General features: G+C 61.3%; 6 protein-coding genes and 1 pseudogene. 2 read left to right on the forward strand and 5 right to left on the reverse strand.

Annotated features, from left to right (window positions below):
- The coding region (locus C9413_RS27800) for an FAD-dependent oxidoreductase (protein ID WP_170251195.1) at positions 1–527 on the forward strand (527 nt) is incomplete at its 5' end.
- Positions 508–885, forward strand: a complete 378-nt coding sequence (locus C9413_RS27805) for a hypothetical protein (RefSeq protein ID WP_040114883.1) — start codon at positions 508–510, stop codon at positions 883–885. The genes C9413_RS27800 and C9413_RS27805, both read left to right, overlap by 20 nt.
- Before the next feature lie 101 nt (positions 886–986).
- Here the strand turns inward: C9413_RS27805 and C9413_RS27810 are convergent, their stop codons facing one another.
- From C9413_RS27810 to C9413_RS27830, 5 genes and pseudogenes are all read right to left on the reverse strand, one after another.
- On the reverse strand, positions 987–1931 hold the full coding sequence (locus tag C9413_RS27810; RefSeq protein WP_170251196.1) for an ROK family protein: 945 nt from the start codon (positions 1929–1931) through the stop codon (positions 987–989).
- Entirely contained in the window at positions 1928–2650 is a 723-nt protein-coding gene (locus C9413_RS27815; protein WP_040114885.1) for a ribulose-phosphate 3-epimerase, read from the reverse strand. Before C9413_RS27815 ends, C9413_RS27810 begins: the two co-directional genes overlap by 4 nt.
- Positions 2647–3480 carry an alpha/beta hydrolase gene (locus C9413_RS27820; RefSeq protein ID WP_040114886.1) on the reverse strand — a complete coding sequence of 278 codons (834 nt, stop codon included), beginning with the start codon at positions 3478–3480 and terminating at the stop codon, positions 2647–2649. Before C9413_RS27820 ends, C9413_RS27815 begins: the two co-directional genes overlap by 4 nt.
- A complete protein-coding gene (locus C9413_RS27825; protein ID WP_040114887.1) occupies positions 3477–4298 on the reverse strand; it encodes a sugar phosphate isomerase/epimerase in 822 nt (273 codons plus the stop codon). The genes C9413_RS27820 and C9413_RS27825 overlap by 4 nt, the downstream gene beginning before the upstream one ends.
- Positions 4298–4839: pseudogene (locus tag C9413_RS27830) on the reverse strand (Gfo/Idh/MocA family oxidoreductase); the annotation flags it as partial. The pseudogene C9413_RS27830 and the gene C9413_RS27825, both read right to left, overlap by 1 nt.

Genomic DNA, 4839 nt, shown 5'->3' on the forward strand with positions numbered 1-4839 from the left:
GTATCAATGGCAACGAGGTGGTACTTCGCAGCGGCAAAACGCTAACCACTGATCTTGTTGTCGCCGGCATCGGCGTACGACCGCGGACCAGCCTCGCGGAATCGGCAGGGCTGACTGTTGATCGCGGTGTCGTCGTGAATTGCTTTTTGCAAACCAGCGCCCCTGGAATTTTCGCGGCCGGTGACATTGCGCGATGGCCCGATCCCTACAGCGGAGAGGACATTCGCGTCGAACATTGGGTAGTCGCCGAGAGGCAGGGGCAAACTGCTGCGCTTAATATGCTCGGTCAGAACGAAAAGTTCGCAGCCGTGCCGTTCTTCTGGAGCCAACACTACGACGTCAGGATCAATTATGTCGGCCATGCCGAGCGATGGGATAAAATCGAGGTCGAAGGAGACATCGCTGGCAAGGACTGTCTGCTGCGCTTCAAGCGTGACGGACATTTATTGGCTGCCGCTTCGATTTCCCGTGACATCGACAATCTGACGATCGAGGTGGCGATGGAGCGTGAAATGGCGGCCCGCTGACGATGCACAGGCGCAAACGGTCACCGCCGCCGTGATGGAAATGGAGCTGACTATGTCGAGCTTACTTCACAGTTCAGGTTCAGGCGTGCAGGTTGCACCCGCCAAGCACTACTCAAGGCAAATTAAGTTTATCGACGAGATCGCCAAGCATGAGCCTCACGAGACATCTACCTCGGTCGATATCTTCTCGAACGATGACACTAAGTGGTACTGCCAGATTCGCTGCGGCGAACAAAGGACTCAGCCGATCGGGCCTTATACCAAACGGCAGGCAGAGCGCGTTCAAGACGCTCGCAGGACACGAATCGCAGAAAAGGGCACCGCCTGGCTCATCTTCGAGCAAACCGATGGGGACTGACGATGACGCATCCATCCAATTCGCTGTTGCGCGACAATCTGCGAAGTCGCACTCTAGGCACTGGAGCTCGCCACGTCGTAGAAGACCATTTGTGGGATCGTTCAGTTGAGAAAGATCAAACTTGCGGCGCCCACCAAGCCGGCATGCCTGCCGAGCTGCGCCGGCACAACCGGCACGTCGCGATAAGCGGGCATCGCTCGCTCCTGAATGGTGGCCTCGATGGGTTTTCGAAGGAGATCATAGCCATGGGAAATTCCACCGCCCATGACGATCATGTCGGGCGAGTAGAGATGGAGCAGATTGGTAAAGCCGATGCCCAGCCAGCGGGCTTCCCTGTCAATCAGCCCAAGTGCTGTTTCGTCACCACTGCGCGCCGCCTCGACGACATGTCGGCCCGTCACATCGCCGTCGTGGGACAGCGTTCGCAGCGCCGAGCCGTCGCCTGGTTTTGTCAAAGCAGTAGCACGCCGGCCGAGTGCAGTACCCGACGCCACCGCCTCGAAGCAGCCCACCGCTCCGCAAAGGCATCGTTCGCTCTCGCTGGTGATCGTCATATGGCCGATTTCGCCTGCGAGCCCACGGCGCCCATGCACGATCCGACCATCGGAGATCACCCCGCCGCCGATGCCGGTAGACACGGTGACGAAAACCAGCGAGGCCGCGCCGCGGCCCGCCCCGAAGCGCCATTCGCCGAGAGCGGCGGCGTTCGCATCGTTCTCCAGCCGCACAGGCAGGTTTAAGCGGTCCTGAAGACGGCCCGCAAGGGGTACTTCACGCCAGCCCGAGAGGGTCGGGGGTGCAGTAAGGATGCCCGCGACCGGGTCCAGCGGACCGGGCGCTCCGATGCCGATACCAAGCGGCTTGGCGTCGGGAACGTCCGAGCAGGTTCTCTCCGCGAGCATCGCGATCTGCTCGATGACCACATCCGGTCCATCCTTCGCACGCGTTGGCGTGGACGCGAACGCCAGCACATTGCCGCCGACGCCAACCAGCGCGGCGCGCAACTCCGTTCCACCCAGATCGAATGCAAGAGCAATTCTGCTCATCGGGGCTGGGTCTCCAAAGCATGCAGCCAAGCCATACGGCCCGGCAGATCCTTGTCGCCGAATGCCAGCGATCCGAGCACCACCGTCTCCGCCCCGGCTGCCCGCAACAGTGGAACGGTCTGTTCGCGAATGCCGCCGTCTGCGGCAAGAACAATTGCCTTTTCGCGTCCGACACGCCTGATCAACGACCGCGCTTGGCGCAGTCGGTCGCAGGCTTTGTCCGAAAGGCTTTGCCCCTTGACGCCGATCGAGGTCCCAAGCAGCGTGAAGAAGGCGACCTCAGCGAGGAACGGTTCTGCCTCGGGGACCGAAGTTTCCAGCCGCAGTACGACGCCGGCTTCGGCCCCAAGCTGTTTTGCGAGTTCGACTGCGCGCAAACCGGCTTCGCCGGTTTCGGCATGAACACTGATGAGATCGGCGCCGGCCTCGATGAACTGGCGTGTTTGCTCCTCGACGATCTCGGCCTCGACCATCAGATGCACATGAATAGGTTTTGCCGTCAGCTTGGCAATGCGGGCGACGAAATCGGGAAAGAACAGGAAGCCAGGCGTGAAGCGCGCGTCGGCAACGTCGATATGGTGAAGGTCGACATAGGGCTCGATCCGGTGAAGGTCGCGCTCCATGTTGGCAAGATCTGCGGACCAGAGCGAAAACTCGCCGAGCAGTCTGTGCCGTGGCAATGAGGCGATGGCCCCGCCCGAGAGAGATTTCGACGTCATAGTTGAGCATCGCTCCTATGTTTGAATTCTGTGTTGAGGAACTGCAGAATGACTGTTCGGACCGCGGCGAAATGCGCTTCGGTAGCCGCCGCCTTCGCAGGCACTTCGAGGAAATGCGCATTTGGAAGCGTGTCAGCCATCAATTGTGCGACGGCGAGAGGGTGGATGGCATCCTGCCGGTTGCCGAGCACGAGGGCGGGAATAGCGAGGTTTGCCGCGTCCTCTTGCGAAACGCCGGTTCCATCCGAAGCGATGTCGCCCAGCACGTCGGCGAAGGCTGACGCATCCGGGCGTTCGAAATAGCCGAGCAGCGAAGCAAGGTTGTCCGGCGCTTCCACACGCAGACGTTGCGCCGACGTCGACTTTGCAAAAAGCGCCTGCCCATCGTCAAGCGAACGGGATCGAAGCAATGCCGCAATCTCGCGGATCGGAGCGAGGTTGTCGGGGGCGCGGGCAAACGACCAGGCAGGGCGTACCAGGATGAGGCCCTTGACGCGTTCGGGATGTGTTTTTGCCAGATGCAACGCGATGGCTGCGCCCATGGAGATGCCGCCAGCGACGAACCGGCCTATCCCCTTTTCGTCTGCAGCGGCGACGACGTCGGCTGCAAACATCGCAATCGAGAAGGGGCGTCGCGTGCCAAGCGTCGAGCTGCCATGCCCGCGGCACTCAGTCGTGATCCGCCGCCAGTCGAGCCCCTGAGGGAGAACCTGTGCGACCTGCGCCTCGCTGCCTCCGAGTCCGTGTTGAAAGACCAAGGCGTTGCCTGTCCCGCAGTCGTGGACTGTAAGGTCGGTATCGTCTCGTCTGAAGGTGATGTGCGTCTTCATCGGATAAGATCCGAAAGGAACCTGGCGACGGCGGGTGCTTCCACTGCTGCAAGGCCGTGCGTGACGAGCGGACCATCGAAACCGGTAACGCGCAGACCGTCGATAAAGGCAGGGAAATCGACGATGCCCTGACCCGCTGTCGCGATGCGGCCGTCGGCATGGCGGTCCTTCGCATGGGCCATCGTCACATGACCAGCCGAGATATCGATCGCCCTTTCGACGATGTCGGATACTTCGGCAGGCGTCGCCCGCTCGAAGAGATTTGCCGGATCGAGCACGATGCGCAGCCGCTTCGAACCCATCTCTCCGATCAGCCGCATTGCATCCGCGGCGGACGTGACGATGTTTGCTTGTTCCGGCTCGATGCCAAGAGCGATATCGTGCAGCTCGGCGAACCCCAACGCCTTTTCCATTTCGCACGCCATGTCGGCCCAGGCAGATGGAAGCGCATTGTCCGGATGATACATCCATTGATCCTGGGCATCGCGGCTGCCGGTGCAAAGCGTCACCAGCGGAATCTGCAAGGCCGCTGCTGTTTCGATCACTATCTTGAGCTGTTTCAACCCCATGTCCCGCACGGATTTGTCCGGGTGGACCATGTTATAGGTGCCTGAAAGCGCCGCGATCGAAACACCGGTCGCTCTGGATGCCGCCCCGATCGCGGCGATCGTTTCCGGTGCCACTGCATCCGGCATCGACGGCAGGCCGACACAGGCGAGATTGAACTGCGTCGTCGCAAAGCCGCTTTCACGCACGGCCGACAGCACTCGCTGGGGATCGGTGCCGGGGAAGGTCTTTGCAAAGATGCCGAGCTGCATCAGACCGATCCCGTGACGGTTGAAAGCTCCACACGTTCGCCCGTTTCTACCGAGCGGGCGATGGCGACCATGGCGCGGATGGAGGCGATACCGTCCTGGATATCGGCACCGCGCATCGCTGCGCCGTTCAGCACGGTATCGGCAAGCCCTTCCAGCTGCCTGCGGAAGAAGTGCCCATCGGCTCCAAGCGGCTTGCGGGTGGTGGCGTCCTTCTCGTGGAAGATCTCGACCTCACTCGCCCTGAGGTACCAGGGATTGAAGGTCTTGGCGATCACTGAACCATTTTCGCCATAGAGGTGGAAGCCCTCATGCCAGTCCATGCGCACCGCGACCGTCAGATCGAGATGACCGAGCGCGCCGTTGGCGAACTCGGTTTCCACGAACCAGCAATAGGCGTTGGCGCGCTCGAGGAGGCGGGCTCGGACTGCTAAGATCCCCCCACAAATGAAACGGGCGGCATCGACGAGACGCGAGCCCGACGCCAGCAGGACAAACTGGCGCAGGACAGCCTTCGGATTGCCGGCGGGTTATCGGGCGACAT

It is taken from the genome of Rhizobium sp. SEMIA 4085 (assembly GCF_013004495.1).
In the GTDB taxonomy this organism is placed as follows: Bacteria; Pseudomonadota; Alphaproteobacteria; order Rhizobiales; family Rhizobiaceae; genus Rhizobium; species Rhizobium gallicum.